This window comes from Bradyrhizobium sp. S69 (assembly GCF_009766005.1).
Classification (GTDB): domain Bacteria; phylum Pseudomonadota; class Alphaproteobacteria; order Rhizobiales; family Xanthobacteraceae; genus Bradyrhizobium.
The window spans coordinates 73,927-94,453 of the sequence record NZ_LMUK01000046.1; the positions used below are offsets into that span (position 1 = coordinate 73,927).

13 protein-coding genes and 1 pseudogene are annotated in these 20,527 nt (G+C 62.9%); 9 read left to right on the forward strand and 5 right to left on the reverse strand.

What is annotated here, in order from left to right; genetic code table 11:
- Positions 1–28 precede the first annotated feature (28 nt).
- From GSQ88_RS25145 to GSQ88_RS25175, 7 genes and pseudogenes are all read left to right on the forward strand, one after another.
- A complete protein-coding gene (locus tag GSQ88_RS25145; protein ID WP_016846764.1) occupies positions 29–118 on the forward strand; it encodes a K(+)-transporting ATPase subunit F in 90 nt (29 codons plus the stop codon).
- Positions 119–162: 44 nt separating this feature from the next.
- On the forward strand, positions 163–1,866 hold the full coding sequence (kdpA, locus tag GSQ88_RS25150; protein ID WP_159010472.1) for a potassium-transporting ATPase subunit KdpA: 1,704 nt from the start codon (positions 163–165) through the stop codon (positions 1,864–1,866).
- A 39-nt stretch (positions 1,867–1,905) separates the two neighbouring features.
- On the forward strand, positions 1,906–4,020 hold the full coding sequence (kdpB, locus tag GSQ88_RS25155) for a potassium-transporting ATPase subunit KdpB (protein ID WP_159010473.1): 2,115 nt from the start codon (positions 1,906–1,908) through the stop codon (positions 4,018–4,020).
- A gap of 118 nt (positions 4,021–4,138) precedes the next feature.
- The gene (locus GSQ88_RS25160) at positions 4,139–4,744 is read left to right on the forward strand and encodes a K(+)-transporting ATPase subunit C (protein ID WP_159010474.1); all 606 of its coding nucleotides are present in this window, start codon (positions 4,139–4,141) and stop codon (positions 4,742–4,744) included.
- 252 nt (positions 4,745–4,996) lie between these two features.
- Positions 4,997–7,714: pseudogene (locus tag GSQ88_RS25165) on the forward strand (DUF4118 domain-containing protein); the annotation flags it as partial.
- 121 nt (positions 7,715–7,835) lie between these two features.
- Entirely contained in the window at positions 7,836–8,525 is a 690-nt protein-coding gene (locus GSQ88_RS25170; protein ID WP_159010476.1) for a response regulator, read from the forward strand.
- A 283-nt stretch (positions 8,526–8,808) separates the two neighbouring features.
- Positions 8,809–9,051 carry a DUF6496 domain-containing protein gene (locus GSQ88_RS25175; protein WP_159010477.1) on the forward strand — a complete coding sequence of 81 codons (243 nt, stop codon included), beginning with the start codon at positions 8,809–8,811 and terminating at the stop codon, positions 9,049–9,051.
- A 134-nt stretch (positions 9,052–9,185) separates the two neighbouring features.
- On the opposite strand, the gene ku is transcribed toward GSQ88_RS25175, so the two are convergent.
- Positions 9,186–10,064 (reverse strand): non-homologous end joining protein Ku, encoded by an 879-nt coding sequence (ku, locus tag GSQ88_RS25180; protein ID WP_159010478.1) that lies wholly within the window; start codon positions 10,062–10,064, stop codon positions 9,186–9,188.
- A 130-nt stretch (positions 10,065–10,194) separates the two neighbouring features.
- Here ku and ligD point away from each other — a divergent pair, with 130 nt between their 5' ends.
- Positions 10,195–12,897 carry a DNA ligase D gene (gene ligD, locus GSQ88_RS25185; RefSeq protein WP_159010479.1) on the forward strand — a complete coding sequence of 901 codons (2,703 nt, stop codon included), beginning with the start codon at positions 10,195–10,197 and terminating at the stop codon, positions 12,895–12,897.
- A gap of 185 nt (positions 12,898–13,082) precedes the next feature.
- Here the strand turns inward: ligD and GSQ88_RS25190 are convergent, their stop codons facing one another.
- Positions 13,083–13,247: a DUF3309 family protein gene (locus tag GSQ88_RS25190; RefSeq protein WP_079564563.1), complete on the reverse strand. Its 165-nt coding sequence runs from the start codon at positions 13,245–13,247 to the stop codon at positions 13,083–13,085.
- Between the two features lie 162 nt (positions 13,248–13,409).
- Between GSQ88_RS25190 and GSQ88_RS25195 the strand changes: the two genes are divergently transcribed.
- Positions 13,410–13,721: a polyhydroxyalkanoic acid system family protein gene (locus GSQ88_RS25195; RefSeq protein WP_159010480.1), complete on the forward strand. Its 312-nt coding sequence runs from the start codon at positions 13,410–13,412 to the stop codon at positions 13,719–13,721.
- Between the two features lie 181 nt (positions 13,722–13,902).
- Here GSQ88_RS25195 and treY read toward each other — a convergent pair whose 3' ends face one another.
- From treY to glgX, 3 genes are read right to left on the reverse strand one after another with little or no spacing between them, the layout of a single operon-like run.
- Positions 13,903–16,689 (reverse strand): malto-oligosyltrehalose synthase, encoded by a 2,787-nt coding sequence (treY, locus tag GSQ88_RS25200; RefSeq protein WP_159010481.1) that lies wholly within the window; start codon positions 16,687–16,689, stop codon positions 13,903–13,905.
- Between the two features lie 3 nt (positions 16,690–16,692).
- Positions 16,693–18,453: a malto-oligosyltrehalose trehalohydrolase gene (gene treZ, locus GSQ88_RS25205; protein WP_159010482.1), complete on the reverse strand. Its 1,761-nt coding sequence runs from the start codon at positions 18,451–18,453 to the stop codon at positions 16,693–16,695.
- Positions 18,450–20,525 carry a glycogen debranching protein GlgX gene (gene glgX, locus GSQ88_RS25210; RefSeq protein WP_159010483.1) on the reverse strand — a complete coding sequence of 692 codons (2,076 nt, stop codon included), beginning with the start codon at positions 20,523–20,525 and terminating at the stop codon, positions 18,450–18,452. The genes treZ and glgX overlap by 4 nt, the downstream gene beginning before the upstream one ends.
- Positions 20,526–20,527: the final 2 nt, after the last annotated feature.

Genomic DNA, 20,527 nt, shown 5'->3' on the forward strand with positions numbered 1-20,527 from the left:
GCGAACAGGCTCTTGAAGGAGCACGATCATGATCTTCGATTATTCACTCGCCGGTCTCGTCTCGCTAGGCCTGCTGTTTTATCTCACCTACGCCCTGCTGCGGCCCGAGCGGTTCTGATCGCCTCGAACGTAACTCCGCGCACATCCTAAAGGCACACTCCGATGACCGTCATTGGCTGGATTCAAATTCTTCTGTTCTGCGCGATCGTCGTCGCACTGGTCAAACCGCTCGGCTGGTACATGACGCGCGTCTTCAACGGCGAGCGCACGTTGCTTTCGCCGGTGCTGCGGCCGGTCGAGGCCGGGCTGTACTGGATCGGCGGCGTCGATGAGAAGCGCGAGCAGCATTGGCTGACCTACACGGTCGCCATGCTGCTGTTCCATGTCGGCGGCTTTCTTGTCCTGTACGCGGTGATGCGCCTGCAGGCGGTGTTGCCGTTCAATCCGGCTGGGCAATCCGCGGTCGCCGAGGACCTTTCCTTCAATACCGCGATCAGCTTCATCACCAATACCAACTGGCAGAACTACGGCGGCGAAAGCACGATGTCTTATCTCGTGCAGATGCTGGGGCTGACGCATCAGAATTTCCTGTCGGCGGCGACCGGTATCGCACTTGCGATGGCGCTGATCCGCGGCTTCTCCCGCTCCTCGATGCGCACCGTCGGCAATTTCTGGGTCGATGTGACGCGCTGCACCCTCTATGTGCTGCTGCCGATCTGCGTGGTCTATACGCTGTTCCTGATCTGGCAGGGCATGCCGCAGACGCTCGGCGCCTATGTCGATGCCACCACCCTGGAAGGCGCCAAGCAGACCATCGCGGTCGGGCCGGTGGCCTCGCAGGTCGCGATCAAGATGCTCGGCACCAATGGCGGCGGCTTCTTCAACGCCAACGCCGCGCACCCGTTCGAGAACCCGACCGCGCTGTCGAATTTCGTGCAGATGATCTCGATCTTCGCGCTCGGTGCCGCCTTGACCAACGTGTTCGGCCGCATGGTCGGCAACCAGCGCCAGGGCTGGGCGATCCTGTCGGTGATGGGCGTGCTGTTCATCGCCGGCGTGACCGTCACCTATTGGGCGGAAGCCAACGGCACCTCGGCGCTGCATGCGCTGGGCCTGACCGGCGGTAACATGGAAGGCAAGGAAGTCCGTTTCGGTATCGTGGCTTCAAGCCTGTTCGCGGTCATCACCACGGCTGCGTCCTGCGGTGCCGTCAACGCGATGCATGACAGCTTTACGGCGTTGGGCGGCATGATCCCGCTGATCAACATGCAGCTCGGCGAAATCATCGTCGGCGGCGTCGGCGCCGGTCTCTATGGCATGCTGCTGTTCGTCGTGCTGGCGATCTTCGTCGCCGGTCTGATGGTCGGCCGCACCCCGGAATATGTCGGCAAGAAGATCGAGGCCCGCGAGGTCAAGATGGCGATGCTGGCGATCCTGGTGCTGCCTTTGATGTACCTGGGCTGGACCGCGGTCGCCGTGGTGCTGCCGTCGGCGGTGGCCTCGATGGCCAATGCCGGCCCGCACGGTTTCACCGAAGTGCTTTATGCCTTCACCTCGGCGACCGGCAATAACGGTTCGGCCTTCGGCGGCCTTTCCGGCAACACCTTCTTCTACAATCTGACCTTGGCCAGTTCGATGTTTGTCGGCCGCTTCTTCATGATCGTGCCGGCGATGGCGCTGGCGGGTTCATTGGCCGGCAAGAAATCGATCCCGGCCTCGGCCGGCACCTTGCCGACCACCGGTGGCCTGTTCGTCGGCCTCGTCGTCGGCGTGATCCTGATCATCGGTGGTCTCACGTTCTTCCCGGCGCTGGCGCTCGGGCCGATCGTCGAACACCTCTCGATGAATGCCAACACCCTGTTCTAAACCATTCGCCTAGATCTGCGCCTTACGGAGTTTACGTCCATGGAAGCCATGAAATTACAAAAGCGCGTGCCGGTCTCCGCGATGCTCGATCCGAAGATCGTGTTCCCGGCGATGGGATCGGCGGTTGCAAAACTCGACCCGCGGCTGATGATCAAGAACCCGGTGATGTTCGTGGTCGAAGTCGTCGCGGCCCTGACCACGGTGATCTTCGTGCGGGACCTCGTCACCGGCGGAGCCAATCTCGGCTTCACCTTCCAGATCATCATGTGGCTGTGGTTCACGGTGTTGTTTGCCAATTTCGCCGAAGCGGTCGCGGAAGGCCGCGGCAAGGCGCAGGCCGAATCGCTCAAGAAGACCCGCACCGAGAGCCAGGCCAAGCTGCTGTCGGGCTCCGACAAGACCTACCGGCTGGTATCGGGCACCAGCCTCAAGGTCGGCGATATCGTGCTGGTCGAAGCCGGCGACAATATCCCGTCCGACGGCGAAGTGATCGAAGGCGTCGCTTCGGTGAACGAAGCCGCGATCACCGGTGAATCCGCGCCCGTGATCCGCGAATCCGGCGGCGACCGTTCGGCGGTCACCGGTGGCACGCAGGTATTGTCCGACTGGATTCGGGTCCGCATCACCGCGGCGCAAGGCTCGACCTTTATCGATCGCATGATCAAGCTGGTGGAGGGCGCCGAACGGCAGAAGACGCCGAACGAGATCGCGCTCAACATCCTGCTCGCCGGCCTCACCATCATCTTCGTGTTCGCGACCGTCACGATTCCGAGCTACGCGGCCTATGCCGGCGGCTCGATTTCGGTGGTGGTGCTGGTCGCATTGTTCGTGACGCTGATTCCGACCACGATCGGCGCGCTGCTGTCGGCGATCGGCATCGCCGGCATGGACCGGCTGGTGCGCTTCAACGTGCTGGCGATGTCGGGCCGCGCGGTCGAGGCCGCCGGCGACGTCGATACGCTGTTGCTGGACAAGACCGGCACCATCACGCTGGGCAACCGGCAGGCGACGTCGTTTCGTCCCGTGCAGGGCGTCACCGAGCAGGAACTCGCAGACGCGGCCCAATTGGCTTCGCTGGCGGATGAGACTCCGGAAGGGCGCTCGATCGTGGTGCTGGCCAAGGAGAAATACGGCATCCGCAGCCGCGACATGGCGGAACTCAACGCCACCTTCATTCCGTTCACGGCGCAGACCCGCATGAGCGGCGTCGATGCCGGGGCATCGTCGGTCCGCAAGGGCGCGGTCGATGCGATCCTGAACTATGTCGGCGGCGGTACCGCGCAAACCATGGCGTCGGGAAATACCGTTCGTGCGTTGCAGCCCTCGATCACGTCCGACGTCGCCCGGGAAATTCGCGCGATCTCGGATGAAATCGCCAAGGCCGGTGGCACGCCGCTGGCCGTTGCCAAGGATGGCCGCCTGTTGGGCGTCGTGCAACTCAAGGATATCGTCAAGGGCGGCATCCGTGAGCGCTTCGCCGAACTGCGCCGCATGGGTATCCGCACGGTGATGATCACCGGCGACAACCCGATGACCGCGGCCGCGATCGCCGCCGAAGCCGGCGTCGATGACTTCCTCGCGCAGGCGACGCCGGAGGACAAACTAAAACTCATTCGCGACGAGCAGGCCAAGGGCAAGCTGGTGGCGATGTGCGGCGACGGCACCAATGACGCGCCGGCCCTCGCTCAAGCAGACGTCGGCGTCGCCATGAACACCGGCACCCAGGCGGCGCGCGAGGCCGGCAACATGGTCGATCTCGACTCCAACCCGACCAAATTGATCGAGGTGGTCGAAATCGGCAAGCAACTGTTGATGACGCGTGGCGCGCTGACCACGTTCTCGATCGCCAATGACGTCGCGAAATATTTCGCCATCATCCCCGCGATGTTCCTGGCGTTCTATCCGCAACTCAACGTGCTCAACGTGATGCACCTCGCGAGCCCGCAAAGCGCCATCCTGTCGGCGATCATCTTCAATGCGCTTGTGATCATCGGCCTGATTCCGCTGGCACTGAAAGGCGTCGCCTATCGTGCGATCGGCGCCGGCGCGCTGCTGCGCCGTAACCTGCTGATCTACGGCCTTGGCGGTATCATCATTCCCTTTATCGGCATCAAGGCCATCGACCTCGTGGTCGCGGCGTTGCACCTGGCTTGAAATTAGACCGTCATTGCGAGGAGCGTAGCGACCAAGCAATCCAGCTCTTTTCCGTTCTGCGTAGCTCTGGATTGCTTCGCTTCGCTCGCAATGACGAAAAACTCCAAGGAGAATTGTCATGTTAAAAGAAATTCGTCCCGCCATCATCCTTCTGGTCGCGCTGACGCTGATCACGGGCCTGGCCTATCCGCTGGCAATGACCGCGATCGCGGGCGTGGCCTTTCCGAAGCAGGCGGAAGGCAGCCTGATCGAGCGTGACGGCAAGGTGGTCGGCTCGGCCTTGATCGGGCAGGAGTTCAAGAGCGACAAGTACTTCCATGGCCGGCCCTCGGCCACCTCGGCGCCGGATCCGGCGGACGCCACCAAGACGGTGTCGGCGCCCTATAACGCCGCCAATTCGGGCGGCTCCAACCTCGGCCCGACCAGCAAGGCGCTGAGCGACCGGGTCAAGGAAGATGTCGACAAGTTGAAGGCCGAGAACCCCTCGGCTTCCGTGCCGATCGACCTCGTCACCACCTCCGCCAGCGGGCTTGATCCCGACGTCTCGCCGGAAGGCGCGCTGTTCCAGGTGCCACGGGTCGCCAAGGCGCGGAATATGCCGGAAGACCGCGTCCGCCAACTGGTCACGAACGCGACCGAAGGCCGCCTTGCCGGGTTGCTCGGCGAACCCCGCGTTAACGTTCTGGCGCTCAATTTGGCGCTCGACGCCGCGGCTGCGAAATAGCGCCGCTTCACCCTCCCCTGGAGGGGGAGGGTCGCTCGCTTCGTCAGAAGCGAGCGGGGTGGGGTGGAGATCTGTTCATCCGCCTACACCCATCGCAACTCCACCCCACCCCGTATCGCATCTCGCTACGCTCGATGCGATACGACCCTCCCCCTCCAGGGGAGGGTAAGGAAGAAAGCCGCGGCTTGCTCGTTCGAGATTGCCCCAAACACCGCCGCTAGGCTGAACCGGGGCCGAGGACTATAATGCCTTATGGCAAATCAGCGCCACGACCCCGATAAGAGGCCCTCGCCGGATGCGCTGCTGGAGACGGCGCGGCGCGAGAACGATCAGGCCGGCCGGCTCAAGATCTTCGTCGGCGCCGCCCCCGGCGTCGGCAAAACCTATGAGATGCTGCAGAACGCCCACGCCAAGTTGAAGGCCGGCCTCGATGTCGTGGTCGGCGCCGTCGAAACCCACGGTCGGATCGAGACCGAGGCGCTGCTGAGAGGCCTCGAGGTGCTGCCGCGCAAACGGCTCACCTACAAGGGCCAGACCATCGAAGAGATGGACCTCGACGGGTTGCTCGCGCGCCGTCCGCAGATCGCGCTGGTCGACGAATTGGCCCATACCAATGCCCCGGGCAGCCGCCACCCCAAGCGCTACCTCGACGTCGAAGAGCTGCTCTCCCAAGGCATCGACGTCTATACCGCGGTTAACATCCAGCACATCGAAAGCCTGAACGATGTGGTGGCGCAGATCACCCATGTGCGGGTGCGCGAAACCGTTCCGGACTCGGTGTTCGACCGCGCCGCCGCGATCGAGCTGATCGATCTTACGCCCGATGACCTGATCCAGCGGCTGAAAGAGGGCAAGGTCTATGTCCCCAAGCAGGCTGAGCGCGCGCTCGAGCATTATTTCTCGCCGGGTAATCTGACCGCGCTGCGCGAATTGGCCCTGCGGCGCACCGCCGAACGGGTCGACGAACAGCTGCTGACGCACATGCAGGCCAATGCGATCGCAGGGCCCTGGGCCGCGGGCGAGCGCATCCTGGTCTGCCTCAGCGAGGACCCGCGCGCGGCGGGGCTGGTGCGTTATACCAAGCGGCTGGCGGACCGGTTGCATGCGCCCTGGACTGCGCTGAGCATTGAGACGCGGCGCAGCCTGCAACTGAACGACGAGCAGCGCGACCGGTTGGCCGATAATTTGCGCCTGGCGGAATCGCTCGGCGGCGAGGCGGTGACGATTCCCGGGGTCGGTCGCCGTATCGCCGACGACGTCATCAGTTTCGCGCAGGCCAATAACGTCACCCAGATCATCATCGGCAAGTCGACGCGCTCGTGGCTGTTCGAGTTGACGCGCGGCTCGGTGGTGCATGATCTGGTGCGGCGCGCCGGCAATATCAGCGTCAACGTGATTGCCGGCGATCAATTGCCTTCGAAGGACGCCAAATCGTCGGTTCAGACCGCGGCACGCCCCGAGCCGTTCGATCCGCGGCCGTATCTGATGGCGCTGGCGTTCGTCGCGATCGGCCTTGGCGCCGCCAAGCTGATCCAGCCGATCTTCGGCATCGAGAATGTCGATCTGGTGTTCCTCACCGCCGTGGTCAGTGTCGCGGTTCGCTTCGGCCTGTGGCCGTCGATGTTTGCCAGCGTCGCCGCCTCGCTGTGCTACAATTTCTTCTTTCTGCCGCCGGTCTACACCTTCACGATCACCGATCCGACCAATGTCGCGGCGTTCTTCTTCTTCATGCTGATCGCGATCCTGGTTTCCAATGTCGCGGCCCGGGTCCGTACCCAGGCCGTCACCGCGACGGGGCGGATCCGCACCACCGAATCGCTTTACGCCTTCAGCCGCAAGCTCGCCGGCACCGCGACCTTGGACGACGTGTTGTGGGCGACCGCCTATCAGATCGCGCTGATGCTCAAGGTGCGGGTGGTGCTGCTGTTGCCGGAGGACGAGGTCTTGACCGTCAAGGCGGGTTATCCGCCCGAGGACCAGCTCGACAAGGCCGATCTTGCCGCCGCGAACTGGGCCTGGGCCAACGATCGCACCGCCGGACGCGGCTCCGATACGCTGCCGGGCGCCAAGCGCCTGTTCCTGCCGATGCGAACCGGGCGCGGGCTGATCGGCGTCATCGGCATCGATGACGATCGCACCGGGCCGCTATTGACCCCGGACGCGCGCCGGCTGCTCGACGCGCTGGTCGATCAGGGCGCGCTTGCAATCGAACGGGTGCTGCTGGTCGAGGATATGGATCAGGTCAAGCGTACCGTCGAGTCGGACCGCTTGCGCTCGGCGCTGTTGACGTCGATCTCGCACGATCTCAAGACGCCGCTGGCCTCGGTGCTCGGCGCCGCCAGCACGATGCGCGATCTCGCCAGCGGCTTGAGCGAGTTCGAAAAGCGCGATCTGCTGGCCACCGTGATCGATGAATCCGAGCGCCTCAACCGCTTCATCGCCAATCTGCTCGACATGACGAAACTGGAATCCGGCGCGGTGGTGCCCAATTCGATGCGGCAGGATATCGGCGAGATCGTCGGCAGCGTGTTGCGGCGCGCCAGTAAAATCCTGACGCATCACAAGGTCTCGCTCGATCTTGCCCCCGACATGCCGATGCTGGAGCTGGACGCCGTGCTGTTCGAGCAGGTGCTGTTCAATCTCTTGGACAACGCGGCGAAATATGCCGCCGCCGGCACCACGATATCGATCCGCAGCCAGCGCGACAAAAAATCGATGACGTTGCAGATCATCGACGAAGGTGACGGCATTCCCGAAACCGAGCTCGAAAGCGTGTTCGATAAATTCTATCGCGCGCAAAAGGGCGACCACGTTCGCCCCGGTACCGGACTGGGGCTGGCGATCTCACGCGGCTTTGTCGAGGCGATGCGCGGCACGATCTCGGCCACTAATCGCACCGACCGCAGCGGCGCCGTGCTCACCATCCGGTTGCCGATCCCGGCCAATACCATGGCGTTTTCGAGCGAAGCGGATGCCGCTCCGCGTGACGAAAGCGCGTCAGAACAGCAAGCCGGAGCCTCGGTTCTGATGCAACCGGAGCCAAGGTCCTAATCGTGGCTCTAATCGAGGCTCTAATGTTGGATACCGCCGCATGAGTGCTGCACCCGTCAAGGTCCTGGTCATCGACGACGAGCCGCCGATCCGCAAGCTGCTGCGAATGGGGCTGAGCACACAGGGCTACGAAATCCTGGAAGCCAGTAACGGCAAGCTCGCGCTGGAATTGCTGGCGCAGAATCCGGCGCTGATCATTCTCGACCTCGGCCTGCCGGATATCCAGGGCCACGAACTGCTGCGCATGATCCGCGGCCGCAACGACAGCGTGCCGATCGTGGTGCTGTCGAGCCGCGGCGACGAAGCCGGAAAGGTCCAGGCGCTCGACCTCGGCGCCGACGACTACCTGACCAAACCGTTCGGGATGGATGAACTGCTGGCCCGCATGCGCGCGGCGTTGCGGCACCAGTTGCAGGTCCATGGCGAGCGGCCGGTGTTCCGTTCCGGCGATCTTTCGGTCGATCTGGTGCGCCGCGTGGTCAAGTCCGGCGACAAGGACGTCAAGTTGTCGCCCAAGGAGTACGAATTGCTGCGCGTGCTGGTGCAGCACGCCGGCAAGGTGCTGACGCACCGGTTTCTGTTGAAGGAGCTGTGGGACGAATTGACCGACGCGCAATATTTAAGGGTCTATGTCCGCCAGCTGCGGCAGAAGATCGAAGCCGATCCGGAGCGCCCGCAATTCGTGCTGACCGAAACCGGCATCGGCTACCGGCTGCGCGCCGGCGATTGAGTGTAGAGCGCGATGATTATTGATTGAATTGGCCGCGATTTCCCTTCACCTCTCCCGTTGGGAGAGGTCGGCGCGTAGCGGCGGGTGAAGGGTTAGGACCTCTCGTTTGGTATAAGAGCCCTCACCCGATTTGCTTCGCAAATCGACCTCTCCCCGCCGGGGAGAGGTGAAGGGAAGCGCGCGGATAGTCCCGGCTCAATCTAATCTCATCCCTCTCAACGTTTCGGATTCGGAACCATTTGCCGATGGTCCAGATTACCGTTGCGCCAACGGGAGAATCATCATGGCACGAAAAGCACGGAAATATTCCAGCAAGGCCTCGGCCGACGTCGAACGCGTGATGAAGAAGCGCAAGGCCGGCACCTTGAAGAGCGGCCGCTCGGGCCGCAAGGTGACGAGCCGCAAACAAGCGATCGCGATCGGTCTGTCCGAGGCAAGGGCCGAGGGCAAGAAGGTGCCGAAGAAGGCTTCGAAGAAGAAGGCTTCAAAGAAGAAGACGGCGAAGAAGCGCAAAACGAAGAAGTAAGATGCGCAAATGATTTTCGTCATGGCCGGGCTTGACCCGGCCATCCACGTCTTTTCTCGCTGAAATGCCGTTAAGACGTGGATGCCCGGGTCAAGCCCGGGCATGACGGAGTGCGCGTTTCAACGGACTTAGCCTCACCCCGCCTTGCGCGCCCTTGCCGCCGACCGGTGCGTCTTCTTCGCGGCGCGCCGGGGTGCCGGCCGTCGGGCCGCCGAAGGCGCCGCGCGCTTGGATGCCTTGCCCTTCAGGCTCTGCTTCAGCGCATCCATCAGGCTGATCACGTTATCGGGCTTTTCCGCACGCTCGGCGGCCTTGACCGGCTTGCCGGCCGCCTTGCGTTTCACCAGCGCCTTCAGCGCATTCTCGTATTGGTCCTTAAATTTGGAGGGATCGAAATGCGCGGCCTTGGTCTTCAGGATATGGCCGGCCAGTTCGATCATGTCTTTCGAGATTTTCGGGCTCTTGATGTCGTCGAAATATTCGTCTTCATCACGTAGTTCGTAGGGATATCGCAGCGTGGTGCCGAGCAGGCCCTTGCCCCTGGGCTCGATGGCGATGACGTGTTCGCGGTTGGTCAGCACGATGCGGGCCAGCGCCACGCGCCCCTGGTCCTTCATGGCATCGCGAATGACGGCGAAGGCGTCGACACCGGCCTTGCCGTCCGGGACGATGTAATAGGGGTGATTGAGATAACGCTTGTCGATCTCGTCGCTTGGCACGAAGCTGTCGATGTCAATGGTATGGTTGCTCTCGATCTGGACCGCGTCCAGTTCGTCCTTTTCGACCTCGATATATTCGCCCTTTGTCAGCTCGTAGCCGCGGCCCTTTTGTTCAGCCTCCACGACGTCGCCGGTCTCGGCGTCCACCATCTGCTGCTTCAGCCGGTTGCCGGTCTCCTTGTTGATCATGTGGAAACGGGTTTTGTCCGCCGAGGTCGAGGCCGGATACAGCAGCACCGGGCAGGACACGAGGGAAAGTTTTAAGGACCCTTTCCAATAGGCGCGGGCGGCCATTACAATCTCCAGCGTGGCTTGGGGTGAGCGGGGTTCCGGAACTTTCAACCGTTGTTAAGGGTTTTGGTTCCGGGTCGGTGTTGTCACGACCAATGGGTTTTCGCGGGTTTTTCGTTCTTGGAGTTTAGCTGTGCCGACTGGAAGTCTCACCACCTACCGGAAAAAACGCGATTTCGAAAAGACCGCGGAGCCGAGCGGCAAGGTCAAGGTCGCGCCGTCGAAAGCGCGCCGGTTCGTGATCCAGAAGCACGCCGCCACAAGGCTGCACTACGACCTGCGGCTGGAATTCGATGGCGTGTTCAAGTCGTGGGCCGTGGCGCGCGGTCCCTCGCTCGATCCACATGACAAGCGGCTGGCGGTCGAGGTGGAGGACCATCCGCTGGATTACGGCGACTTCGAAGGCACCATTCCCAAGGGGCAGTATGGCGGCGGCACCGTACAGCTATGGGATCGCGGCACCTGGGAATCCGACGATCCTGAACTGGGCTTCAAGAAGGGCGATCTGAAGTTCACGATGCACGGCGACAAGATGCACGGCAGCTGGGTGCTGGTCCGGATGCGTCACGACCGCAACGGCGGCAACCGCACCAATTGGCTATTGATCAAGCACCGCGATGAATTCGCCAAGGAAGGCAAGACCAACGACGTTCTCGATGAGGACCAGTCGGTCGCGTCGGGCCGGTCGATGGCCGAGATCGCCGCGGGCAAGGGCAAGGCGCCGAAGCCGTTCATGATGGCGAAATCCGGCGGCGCCAAATCGCGTCTCACCAAATCTAGTCTCACCAAGCCTGACGCGGTGTGGAATTCGAACCGGGGCGAAGCCGCGCAGGCGCGGGCCGCCGGCAAGAAGGTGGCGTCGAAACCGGTCGCCGCGAAGCCCGCAAGGGGCGCGAAAGTCGCCGCGATGCCGGACTTCGTCGCGCCGCAGCTTTGCGCCTCGGTCGATCGTCCGCCCAATGGCGACGGCTGGTGCCATGAGGTCAAGTTCGATGGCTACCGCGTGCAGTTGCGGGTCGAGGATGGAAAGGCCGTGCTGAGGACGCGCAAGGGACTCGACTGGACCGACAAGTTCGCGGCGATCGCCAAGGAGGGCAGCGCGCTGCCGGATATGCTGATCGACGGCGAGATCGTTGCGCTCGACGAGGAAAATGTGCCGCACTTTTCGACGTTGCAGGCGGCAATCTCCGACGGCAAGACCGACAGACTGATCTTCTTTGCGTTCGACCTGCTGTTTGCCGGTGGCGAAGACTTGCGTCGCGTACCGCTGGCCGATCGCAAGGCGCAATTGAAGAGGATGCTGGCGGCGCGGAAAGCCAGGGCGGGACAAGAGTGGCGAATTCGTTACGTCGAGCATTTCGAGGCAGATGGCGACGCCGTGCTGGAATCGGCGCGCAAGCTGTCCCTGGAGGGGATCATCTCGAAAAAGCTCGGCGCGCTCTATCATTCCGGCCGCTCGGAGAGCTGGACCAAGACCAAGCTGCGCGACGGGCAGGAAGTCGTCCTCGGCGGCTGGAAAACCACCAACGGCAAATTCCGCTCGCTGATGGCCGGGGTCTATCGTGGCGATCATCTGGCCTTTGTCGGCATCGTCGGCACCGGCTTTGGGCAAGACACCGTGCGGCGGCTGATGCCGGCGCTGAAGGCCGCCGCCTCGGACAAGAACCCGTTCGGTGGCAAGGATGCGCCGCGCCGGACCCGCGACGTGCATTGGCTGAAACCCGAGCTTGTCGCCGAGATCGAATTTGCCGGCTTTACCGAGGGCGGCAATATCAGGCAGGCCGCGTTCAAAGGCCTGCGGCGCGATAAACCGGCCGCAGAGGTCGGGGCGGAGACACCTTTGATGGGCAAGATCGCAAAGCTTTCCGCGAACAAGGCAAGCAAGCCGGCGACCGTCGTCAAAAGTGTAAAGCCGGCGGCCGGCAAGTCCGCCGAGGTGATGGGCGTCGTAATTTCAAAACCCGACAAGGCGTTGTGGCCCGATGGCGGCGACGGCAAGTCCGTGACCAAGCTCGACCTCGCCGACTATTTCGAGCAGGTCGGGGCGTGGATGATCGGCCATCTCAAGGGCCGGCCCTGCTCGGTGGTCCGTGCGCCCGACGGCATCAACGGCGAGACGTTCTTTCAGCGCCATGCGATGACGGGAACGTCGAAGCTGCTCGAACTCGTCAAGGTCTCCGGCGATCGCAAACCCTATCTGCAGATCGACCGTGTCGAGGGTCTCGCCGCGGTGGCGCAGATCGGCGGCCTCGAACTGCATCCCTGGAATTGCGCTGCCGACGCGCCTGACGTGCCGGGGCGGCTGGTGTTCGATCTCGATCCCGCGCCGGATGTCGATTTCATCGAAGTTGTCGAGGCCGCCAAGGACATGCGGCAGCGCCTGACCAAGCTCGGCCTGGAGAGTTTTTGCAAGACCACCGGCGGCAAGGGGCTTCACGTGGTGACGCCGCTCTTGCACGGCGCCAAGGAGAGCGTGACGTGGAAGGAGGCCAAAGCTTTCGCGCAGGGCGTTTGCCAATGGATGGCCACGGAAGATCCCGAGCGCTATCTGCTCAACATGTCGAAGAAATTGCGCAAGGGAAAGATCTTCCTGGATTATCTGCGCAACGATCGGCTGGCGACGGCAGTCGCGGTGCTGTCGCCACGGGCGCGCCCGGGCGCCACGGTCTCGATGCCGCTGACATGGGCGCAGGTGAAGGGCGATCTCGATCCGAAGCGCTTTACGGTGCGCACCGTGCCGGCGCTGCTCGCCAAGACCAAGGCGTGGGACGGCTATGACGATGCGGCATCGTCGATCAAGGCGGCGATGAAGAAGTTGGTTTCCGCCAAAGCGTAGCTTTGCCATTAAGGGCCGTAGGGTGGGCTAAGCGAAGCGAGCCCACCATTTTGTGTGTTGACCGTAATTGGTGGGCACGGCGCAAGAGCGCCTTTGCCCACCCTACGAGTGTCGGAAAAGACGTGGATGGCCGGGACAAGCCCGGCCATGACGGAGAATGATTGCTTCGTCGCGAGGCGTAACGCTTACAACCTGCCGAGCAGCAGCAGGATCAGCAGAATCACCACGACGAGGCCGAGACCACCACCGCCGTAATAGCCGGTGCCGTAAAACGGTCCGCCGCCGATGCCGCTGAAGCCGCCGAGCAGGGCGATCACGAGAATAATTAGGATGATTGTTCCAATAGACATGCAAAACTCCTCCAGCCCGGCAGTCGGCACCTATTGCGCTGCCTTCGAACTAAGAAACGAGCGGGAACTGCTAAAGTTCCATCTTTTGGATCGCCGTCGCCCGTGCTCTTTTATTTCAGCTTAGTGGAACTACATTCATTTGGTTATCAGGGAGAATTTTCGATGCCCGCACCGCTCATCGTTTCGATACCACATCAGCTTGGCCGCGAAGAAGCTGCGCGCCGCCTGAAGGCTGGGCTGACGCGCGCGGCTTCCAGTGTCCCGATGCTGAATGTCGACGAAGAGCGATGGGAGGGCGATCGCATGATCTTCCGCGTGCGTGCGCTGGGGCAGGCGGCGTCGGGTCATGTCGATGTCGCCGATGATCATGTCCGGGTCGAAGTGACGTTGCCTCTGTTGTTGCAGCGGTTTGCCGAGATGGCCCAGAGCGCGATCCGCAACCGTGGTAATTTGCTGCTCGGAAAGCGCGACTGACACTTTCGCGATGCTGCTTCGCAACAACGAAAAAATCCGCCGCGCCTGGTCGCGTAAGCCTTCTGGTAACAAATGTCCCGGAATATTAGCTCAGCGGGGGAGGGAACCGACCTCAGTTGAGTCGGCACGACATCCGCGAGGCCGTCCGGCCGTGGATCCCGGACGGCCGTCGTGTTTTAGCTCACGCGCGACGATGTTTCGACTTCGCCCTGACTTTCGCCTTCAGCACCGCGACCGGCAGATGCCGCAACAGCATCGATAGCGGCACCCCCGTCGCGTGCTTCCCGCCATCGATGCCTTCGATCGAATAGCCCCCGAGGTTCAGCGAACCTTCGAAGCTCTCGGCGCGCGGCCAGCTTCGGCCGCCCTGCGATAGCGGCGCCAGCGATCTGGCAACGACAGATATCGCGGCGTCGTGGCCATGACGCCGCGCGAAAGCGACAAAGTGGTTGCTCTGCGGTCCGCTCACCTCCAGCGGCTGGTAATCGCCGTGCGCGAACACATCGGCCAATTCATTTCGCAATTTCAGCAGATGACGGGTCCAGGCCATCTTCAAATGACCATCGGGGTAATTTTGTACGAGAGCTGACCAATCCGGATTTTCCACGCGTGCGAGCACCGTGGCGCGTTCGGAAAAATCCACCGGCCGCCGGTTATCGGGATCGACCAGCGACAAATCCCAGAACTCCGTGCCCTGATAGAAATCCGGCACGCCCGGCATCGTCGCCTTCAAGGTGATTTGGCTGAGCGAATTGAGCGCGCCGAGCAGCGCCGTGCGCTGTGCCAGTGTGTCGAGCGAGTTCAGGAATTCACCCGAGGTCGAGGAATCCAGAATACGCGCGATGAAGGTCTGCAATCCCGCCTCATAGGCCTGGTGCGGATTGAGCCAGCTGGTTTCCTGTTTGCCCTCGCGCGCGGCTTTCAGCGCATAGGCCTGGATCCGTTCCACGAACGCCTCGTCACGCCCGTCCAAAGGCCATGCGCCAAGCAAGGTCTGGTACAGCATGTATTCGAAGGTCGCCGACGGCGCGCGCATCTCGTCTTCGATCACCAGATGCGGTGCGTTGAGGATTTTCCACCGCGACACCGCGCTGGCCCATTCGCCGGGAATTTCGGTCAGCGCCATCAGCCGCGCCCGCGCATCCTCGCCGCGCTTGGTGTCGTGCGTCGCGGTCGCGGTCATGCCGTGCGGCCACTCCTTGGCGCGCGTTCGCATCACCTGATGAAACGCCTCGATCGAGCACGCACCGGAGGCCGGATCGCCGCCGACCTCGTTGAGGGCGAGCAGGCGATGGTAGCGATAGAAACTGGTGTCTTCGAGTGCCTTCGCCATCAAAGGACCGGTGAACTGCTGGACCTTGAGCGCGAAGCGGCGAACGCGTGCGGCGCTGTGCGGCACGCGGCCGGGGCCGATCAAATCCATCGTCAGCGTATCGCGCAGGAAATCGAAGATGCCCTCATCGGCGGCAAACCAGTCGGCGCGGGCCTTCTCGATGGTTTCCGAAACCAGCGCGCGGTCGTGCGCGGTCGCGCCCGTCGAGGTCAGATAGGTGCGGTAGACCGGGAAGTGCAGCACATAGAGTTCGAGCGCCTGCCGCAGACTGTCCTCGGAATAATCTCGGGTCGAATAGTGACCGCTGGCGATCCGCGCCAGCAGCCGCGTCAGCACGATGAATTCGCTGGTCAACAGGGTTTGCAGAACCCGGCGCTTGGCCTCCTTCAGCACCGGCGCGAGCTTTGGCGACGTATTGCTGATCTGCCGCCAGATCTCGTCGAGCGGGCCGAGGCCGTTGCCGTCGATCAACACCTGCGTGATGACATTGAGCCATTCATAGCCGGTGGTGCCGTGTACACCGCTGAACGAGGCCAGTTCCTCGCTTTCGCCCAGGATTTTCTCGATCACCATATAGAACGGTTTTGTGGTCTTGCCGTGGGCGTCCCGGATCAGGCGCCGCAAGCGCTGAAAGTATTGCGCGGGATCGCGCAAGCCATCGATATGATCGAGCCGCAGGCCTTGCAGCCTGTCCTCAGTGATCAGCCGCTTGACCAGGCTATGCATGGCATCGAAGGTGGCGGCATCCTCGACCCGCAATCCGGCGAGCGTGTTGACGTCGAAAAAACGCCGGTAGTTGATGTCGCTGGACGCGAGCCGCCAGTGGCCGAGCTTGTAATGCTGGCGCTCCAAAAGATGATGCAGCGCCGTGATCTGCGCGGCGCGACCGGGGCCGGCCCGATAAGCCTCCAGTCCGCGCGCGATGAGTTCGCTGCTTCCCGGTGTGGCTTTCAGTTCTGCCTTGAACGCCGGCGCCTCGCTGCGATTGGGATGGCGCAATCCCCTGTAGCGCGATGCGAGCGAAAGGAGTGCCTTGCCCGCCGCGTCGTTGTCGGCGCCGGCTTGTTTGACGACCGCGCTCAGAATTTCGCTGTAACGCTCGGGCGCGATCGGCAGCCGATGCTCGAAATACCATGCGGAAAAACCACCTTCGCCGGGATCGTAACGAAGCTCGATCTCGCCCTTTTCCAGCGCCTCGCCGTAGGACGATCCGATGATCGGCAGCAGCACGCCGCCGCGCGCGCGATACGGCAACTGGTCCCAGTCGATGTCGAACGAAGCCGCATGCGGCGAGGCCGGGCCCCACTCCAGCACGTCGAGCCACCACGGGTTATCGTCAAAATGCACGCCGACATGGTTCGGCACGAAGTCGAGGATCAGGCCGAGATCGTGTTGCTTCAACACAGCGCTGAAGCGGTCAAATCCGGCGTCGCCGCCGAGCTCCGGATTGAACTTGGTGTGATCGACGATGTCGTAGCCATGGGTAGAGCCCTTGCGCGCCTTCATGAAGGGCGACGCATAGACGTGGCTGATGCCGAGTTGCTTCAGATAGGGAACGACGGAAGCGGCCGCGTCGAAGTTGAAGTCCGCGGTGAGTTGCAGGCGGTAGGTCGCAACCGGCAGGTTAGGCGGCATTTTTTATCCGATGCGCCAGGATACCGACCAGGGCGGGACGCTCTGGTTCAACGCCGCGCCCCAGATCAGGGTTCCCCGGGTTTTGTGATCTCCATGGGAGGCGTCGCGATCCGACAAATTGGCGATCAGTGAAAGCGTGGTGCTGTCGCCCATCGGCCAATGTGCCGTCAGCACGCCATTGTCAGACGCTCGCGCCGAGCCGAAGCGGGCGCCCGCCAGCCGTGGCACGATCTCACGCCGGCGGATCGCGAGCAGCTCCCGCACCAGTCTGAGCCGTTCGGCGCCGGGCCCGGCGTCGGCGGCGGTCCAATCGAGCATCGCGGATTGTGTGGTCGATGGCTCCAGCGGATCGGGAATCTCGTCGCCATATCTGGCGTAGGCGCCGGCGAATTCGCGCCGCCGTCCCTGGCGAACGGCCTCGGCGAGTTCGCCCTGAAAATCGCAAAAGAACGGAAACGGGGATTTGGCGCCCCATTCCTCGCCCATGAACAGCATCGGCACCATCGGCGCCAGCAGGGTAATCGCCAGCGCCGCCTCGATCGCGCGCGGATCGACATTGGCTTCGAGCCGGTCGCCCAGCGCGCGGTTGCCGATCTGGTCGTGGTTCTGCAGGAAGTTGATGAAGGCGGTCGGCGTCAGCGCGCCGCTGGGCTCGCCGCGCAATTGGCCATCGCGATGCGCGGAAGCTTCGCCCTGGTAGACAAAGCCCGAGCCGAGCGCACGCGCGATATCGTTGAGTGGGGCATGCCGATAGTCGCCGTAGTAACCGTGGGTCTCTCCGGACAGCAGCACGTGCCAGGCGTGGTGATAATCATCGTTCCACTGCGCGCGATGTTTACCGCGCGGCATCTCTTCCCTGGCATCGAGCAGGCTTGCGGCGTTGTCGTCGTTCTCCAGCATCAAATGAAGTTGCCGGCCGGTCTCAGTGGCGAGGTCTCCGACCGCGCGGCTGAGTTCATGGAGCAGTGAAACCTTGGCCGGTTCGATGATCGCATGCACCGCATCGAGCCGCAGCCCGTCGAAACGATATTCGCGCAGCCAGTACAGCGCGTTCTCGATGGCGAAGTCGCGGACTTCACGCACCCGGTAATCGATTGCGCTGCCCCACGGCGTCTGGGCGTCGGTGAAGAATGCCGGCGCATAGCGGCCGAGGTAATTCCCCTCGGGACCGAAATGATTGTAGACCACGTCGAGAAACACCATCAGCCCGCGCAGATGTGCCTCATCGATCAGCGCCTTGAGATCGTCGGGACGCCCGTAGGCGCTGTCCGGCGCATACCACAATACGCCGTCATAGCCCCAGTTTCGGCGACCCGGAAAATCCGCCAGCGGCATCAGTTCGAGCGCGGTGATCCCGGTTGCCACGAGATGATCGAGCTTGCCGATCATGGCGCGGTAGCTGCCGTCGGGCGTAAAGGTGCCGACATGGGTTTCGATCAATACGGCTTCCGGCCACGGGCGTCCACGCCAGTCCGCGGCGCGCCATCGGTACGCGGTGTGGTCGATCACTTCGCTGGACCCGGGGATGTCTTCGGGTTGAAAGTCTGAGGCCGGATCCGGCACGTCGATCTCGTCGTCAATCCGGAATTTGTAACGCGCGCCTGCTTTTACGCCGGCGATATCTGCGGAAAACCAGCCGTCGTCGCCACGGGCAAGCGGATGAGGCGTTTCCAGCAGCACATCGACGCGCCTGGCCGCCGGCGCCCATAGCCGAAACGACGCGCCAGCCGCAGTCAGACGTGGTCCGAATGATCGCTCATTCATGCCGAGCCCGCAAAGGCGAGCACCGCGCGCGGCGGTGCCTTGGTCTGGGCGCCCGAGGCGAAGTCGGCGGTTGTCTGCGTGATCTCGGTGGTGTTCAGCACTTGCTGCCAATTCTTGTATTCCGGCATCTTGGGCAACTCGAACGCAATTTCTTCCGGTGCGGCGTTGAGCACGATAAAGATCGGCGCGTGTCCTGGTTCCATCGGCCCGAGCACATAAGCGAGGAAACGGCCCTCCGGAAAACTCCAGTCCGATTGCGTCATCTCGGCGGCTGACGGCGTCAGCCACAACACGCCATAGCTGCCATCGGCGCGTCGCCCGTCGAGCCAGCGATGCGAGCGCAACTGCGCAAACCGCGTCCGCAGTCCGGTCATGTGGCCGACGAAGTCGGTCAAATCGTCGCCTTCGTGGCCGAGGTTTTCCCACCCGACCCAGCCGATCTCGTTGTCCTGGCAATAGGCGTTGTTGTTGCCGTCCTGGCTGTTGCCGACCTCGTCGCCGGCCAGGATCAGCGGCAGGCCTTGCGCCAGCAAGACGCACGCGAGCTGGTTTTTCCGCAATTGGCGCCGCAGGGCGATGATGGCGGGATCGTCGGTCGGGCCTTCATGGCCGCAATTGTTGCTGTGATTGTCGTTGGAGCCATCGCGATTATCCTCGCCATTGGCCTCATTGTGCTTTTCATTGTAGCTGAACAGGTCGGCCAGCGTGAAACCGTCGTGCACGGTGATGTGGTTGACCGCGGCGCGCTGGGTGCGGCCATCATGGTTGAACAGGTCGGACGAACCGGTCATGCGGCTGGAGACTTCGCCGATCAGGCTGCCTTCGCCACTCCAGTAGCGCCGCATCGTGCTGCGATAGCGGTCGTTCCATTCCGACCATTGCGACGGAAACGCGCCGACCTGATAGCCGCCGATGCCGAGGTCCCACGGCTCGGCGACCAGCTTGACGGTTGCCAGCACGGGATCCTGCCGGATCGCGGTGAGGAACGAGCTGCCCCGATCGAAGCCGTTCGGTCCGCGCGCCAGCGTGGTCGCGAGATCGAACCGGAAGCCGTCGACGTGGCAGATTTCGACCCAGTAGCGCAGCGAATCCATCACCATCTGCAGAACGCGCGGGTGGGTGAGGTTGACCGAACTGCCGCAGCCGGTGAAATCGTCGTAGTACCGTGGGTTTTCCGGCTTCAGCCAGTAATAAGAGGCGTTGTCGATGCCGCGGTACGACAGCGTCGGGCCCATATGGTTGCCCTCCGCGGTGTGATTGTAGACCACGTCGAGCATCACCTCGATGCCGGCATCGTGCAGCCGTGCGACCGTGGTGCGGAACGCGTCGAGCGGATTGTCCTGCGAATAGCGCGGGTCCGGCGCGAAAAACGACAGCGTGTTGTAACCCCAGTAGTTCGCCAGCTTCTTTTCGACCAGCGTCCGGTCGTCGATCAAGCCATGAATCGGAAGCAGTTCGATGGTGGTGACGCCGAGCCGCTTGAAATGCTCGATCATCGCCGGTGACGACAGGCCGCCATAGGTGCCGCGCAGGCCCGGCGGCACGTCGTCGCGTTTCTGCGTCAGGCCCTTGACGTGGGCTTCATAGATGATGGTGTCTTCCCAGGAGATATGCGGCCGTATCTCGCGGCGTCCCCAGTTGAAGGTCTCGTCGACGACGACGGCCTTGGGCATGCCGCGGGCGTTGTCGCGCCGGTCGAAGGAGAGATCTTCGCGCGCGCTGCCGGTGCGATAGGCGAAATGCGCATCGCTCCAGACCAGCCGTCCGGCAAGCCGTCGCGCATAGGGGTCGAGCAGCAGCTTGTTGCAGTTGAAGCGGTGGCCGTGCTCCGGCTCGTAAGGTCCGTGAACGCGGTAGCCGTAGAGTTGTCCCGGCGACACGTCGTTCAGATAGCCGTGCCAGACATCCTCGCTGCGTTCGGGAAGTTCGATGCGTTCGAGCTCGCGGCGGCCCTGGCTGTCGAAAAGACACAGCTCGACCTTCTGCGCGTTGGCGGAAAACAGCGCAAAGTTGGTGCCCCGACCGTCCCAGCTTGCGCCAAGGCGAGACGACGTGCCCGCGGATAATCGCATGC